Consider the following 3,118-nt stretch of genomic DNA (forward strand, 5'->3'; position numbering starts at 1 on the left):
ACGCGATAACGCCCATATGAACGACCGAGGGGTAAGCAAACATCCTCTTTACGTCGTGCTGACGGACGAGGAAAATTCCTGCGACGAAGAGTGTGATCGTTCCTGAAATTAGCATCACTTGGCAAACAAAGCCTGATCCTACCGCCTGAGCGGTCACGGCATAGTATCTAAATAGCGCAAGCATAGCGCATTTTAAAAGTACGCCTGAAAGCAAGGCTGAAATCGGAGCCGGTCCCTCTGCGTGGACGTCCGGAAGCCAAGTATGAGTAGGAGCAAGGCCCGCTTTCGTACCAAAGCCGATCAATGCAAAGATAAAAATAAGCTTGATGGCATCGTGGTTCAAGTCTTTGGCGTGATCCATAATGCTCGTCCAAAGCATCGAAGCTTCGCCGTCGCCTGTGATTTTGAATGTAGCCGCATATAGTAAAACGGTCGCATAAAGCGCAAACGCTAAGCCGATCGAGCAGATGACGATGTATTTGTAACCGCTCTCGGTGGATTTTTTATCTTTGTGAATAGCGACCAAAAATACCGATGCTAACGTAGTGGCCTCTACCGCAGCCCACATAAACGCAACGTTGTTACAGATCACGCTAAGCGTCATCGTAAAAACGAAAACGTGGCAGAGCGCGTAGTATTTTCTAAGATCGCTAAGATCCAGATGACCGCCCTGTATCTCCCACTTCATATAGGTGGTGGAGTATAAATTTACCAAAAAGCCCGTTACGGCGATTAGCACTAAAAATACGCAACCTAGGCTATCTAGGAATAAGAATTTATCGTATGCGTAAAAAGCCTCAAAGTTGCCGCTGATAAGCTTGCCTACGTTACAGAGTAGCCCTGCGGATGTAACCCCAGAAATCAAAACGTGTAACGTGCTTAGGAGCTTGAAATTCTTAGGGCATAAGAATAATATCAGCGCTCCGAGCAACGGAAAAATTAATATAAAAGCTAAACTATTCATCATTAACCCCTTAAATTCGAAGCTTTAGACGTATCAAGTCCGTCATAAGCTTTGTAAAATCTAACCGCCAAAATGCTCATTATGATGACCGCAAAAATGGCGTCGGTTAAAATTCCAAGCTCGACTAGCTCGTGAGAGTTGTAAGCCATAAGTGCAAGGCTTAGGTGGATGCCGTTTTCAAAGAGGCAGTAGGCTAGAATTTGCTTGATGAAAGAATTTCTTAGCATGAAGCCGAAAATTCCCATCATAAATACGGTTACCGCCGCTATTAGAACGATTCTTTCTTGAATAAGAGAGAATTTAAGCAAGATTGGATTGATTGTCATCGCAATCGCTAGCGAAAATCCCATCGCAATAACGGGGCTTACGAAAAAGCCGCCTACCGGCTCATCCTCGCTGATCACATCCAGCTTTTTAACTAGCCAAAATAAAATTCCCGGCACGAAAATAACCTTCGTAAAAAACGCCACTATCGCCCAAATTCTAAGCTGCGGCGCATTGAAGTTAGAATACAGCATAAAAAATATGCTTACCAAAAGTAGCGTCTGAATCGCGTAAATTCCGATCGAAAGCTTTAAATTTCTAAGTCCGAATACCGCAAGTGACGTTACGATCATACAAATTGCTAAAATATCGATACTATTCATCTTAAAATCCTACTACGTAAAGCGTTAATGCCGCAAAAGCGATGGCAAGAGCGCCGCATGAAATTTTGCGCATGCTCGAAGTCATTCTGAAGCGTGGTCCAAAGTTGTCGATGAAAACGGCTGCTACGTAAAATACGCCGGTTTTTAGCACAAAGATTATGATCGCCAAAAATGGATTGCTAAAATTCCACGGCTCAAATATCGTTAGGAATAATCCGATCATCGCAAATTGCTTCAAAATAAGCGCCGCTTGTACTAAGCCAAGATCGCTACCTGCATATTCGCCAAGTAAGCCTTCCTGAAGCTCTTGCTCGGCTTCGGCAAGATCAAATGGCTTTCTGCCGGTCTCGACATACATACACCATAAAAACGCAATCGAAGCGACAGCAAAGCTTGGAATTTGATAGCCGATCTGACCGCTGCGTACCATCCCCTGAATCTCAACTAAATTTGAAGTTCCCGCAGCCATCATTACTACGATTAGGCACATCATCATCACAGGTTCGACAAAAACGGCAAGCATCTGCTCGCGTCCGCCGCCGGTTGCGGCAAATGGGTTACCGCTATCTATCGAAGCCGCACCGAATACGAAGCGCAAAAGCGCACCTAGATATAAGATAACGAAGATATCAGAATATGCTCCGAAAAGGGTATCTTTGCTGTATGTTATAGGAATGGCCGCCAAGATCGCCGCCGAAGTAGCGAATAGGAAAAACGGAGCCCACCTAAATACCCAGTGGCTGCACGCAGGAACGGTCCTGCCGCGCTTAAAAAGCTTAATAATATCGCGGTAAGTCTGGAAAAAATCGCTTCCTTGTTTTGATTGAAGTTTGGCGCGAAGTTTTCTCGCCATTCCGTCAAATAGCGGGGCGATTAGGACGATAACTGCGACTTGAAATATCATCAAAAATATAGTTTGTATAGTTTGCATCATCTCCCCCTAGATCAAGAAATATCCGACGCCCAGTATCGCGCAAAGATAGATCATAATATAAAGCGTATAGACGTTTGTATAGCCGCTTTGGAAAATTCCTATTTTATCAGCGATTTTCATACTCCAGTTAATGACCGGCTGATAAAACATACCCCACCAAATATCTTGCGGATGGTTGTGGTACTCGATCGGTCCGAAGTAGCCGTTCTGCTCGATTCTGCGTTTATGGCCTCTAAATAGCCAATCCATAATCTTTCTTAGATCGCCGGTGAAAGGACCGCCTGTCATCTGCATACGAGAGCTGTATTTAAAGCCGCATGCCCAAGGATCGGTTTCTCTAGGCTTGCTGCGATTTGCCTTCATAACCGCGAGGATTATAAACGGAAGGAACATCGTCGAGCATAAAATGACCGCGATGAGCGGAGTCGAAACGATACTTCCTAAAGGCGAAGTAATCGACGTAGCACCGAGGCTTGCGATATATTGGGTGTTTTGCGTGATGGAATTGACCGCCTCCATAATGTAACCCACTATGAAGTGTGCGCCTACGCCAAATCCCACGCAGCCTATCAT

3 protein-coding genes and 1 pseudogene are annotated in these 3,118 nt (G+C 44.9%); all 4 read right to left on the bottom strand.

Annotated features, from left to right (window positions below; translation table 11 throughout):
* Window positions 1–964: proton-conducting transporter membrane subunit (locus Q0236_RS08120; RefSeq protein WP_297916760.1), on the bottom strand; the 964-nt coding region annotated here is incomplete at its 3' end.
* 2 nt (window positions 965–966) lie between these two features.
* Window positions 967–1,611: a hydrogenase 4 membrane subunit gene (gene hyfE, locus Q0236_RS08125; RefSeq protein ID WP_297916762.1), complete on the bottom strand. Its 645-nt coding sequence runs from the start codon at window positions 1,609–1,611 to the stop codon at window positions 967–969.
* Window position 1,612: 1 nt separating this feature from the next.
* Window positions 1,613–2,542 (bottom strand): NADH-quinone oxidoreductase subunit H, encoded by a 930-nt coding sequence (locus tag Q0236_RS08130; RefSeq protein ID WP_297916764.1) that lies wholly within the window; start codon window positions 2,540–2,542, stop codon window positions 1,613–1,615.
* 9 nt (window positions 2,543–2,551) lie between these two features.
* Window positions 2,552–3,118 (bottom strand): annotated as a pseudogene (locus tag Q0236_RS08135) (hydrogenase 4 subunit B); the annotation flags it as partial.

The sequence above is a fragment of the uncultured Campylobacter sp. genome (genome assembly GCF_938031315.1).
Lineage (GTDB): Bacteria > Campylobacterota > Campylobacteria > Campylobacterales > Campylobacteraceae > Campylobacter_B.